The following is a 277-nucleotide window of genomic DNA, read 5'->3' as shown; positions in this document are numbered from 1 at the left end:
TCGCGACCACTCCGGCCTCCGCGACGACCCGGGCCTTCGCGACGACCCCGGCCTCCGTGGCGGCGACGCGGGCTCCTTCGATCCGTCCGCCGTCCGCCGTTCCGTCGCCGCTCGCTTCACCGCGCTGACCGACGCGGGCGCCCTCCGACTGCCCCTGCCGGGACAGGGACGCACCCGGGAACGGTTCCGCGCCCTTTCCGACCTGGCCCGCGAGGACCTGTCCCTGGCCCGGTTGGCCGAGGGACACGCCGACGCCGTCGCGATCCTCCACGAGCTG

The 277-nt window shown here is 76.2% G+C and carries 1 pseudogene; it reads left to right on the top strand.

What is annotated here, in order from left to right:
- A pseudogene (locus tag GT042_RS38265) lies at positions 1–277 on the top strand (acyl-CoA dehydrogenase); the annotation flags it as partial.

The sequence above is a fragment of the Streptomyces sp. SID3212 genome, from assembly GCF_009865405.1.
Lineage (GTDB): Bacteria > Actinomycetota > Actinomycetes > Streptomycetales > Streptomycetaceae > Streptomyces.
The sequence above is the reverse complement of the archived record's forward strand: the minus strand, read 5'-3'. Positions and strand labels throughout refer to the sequence as shown.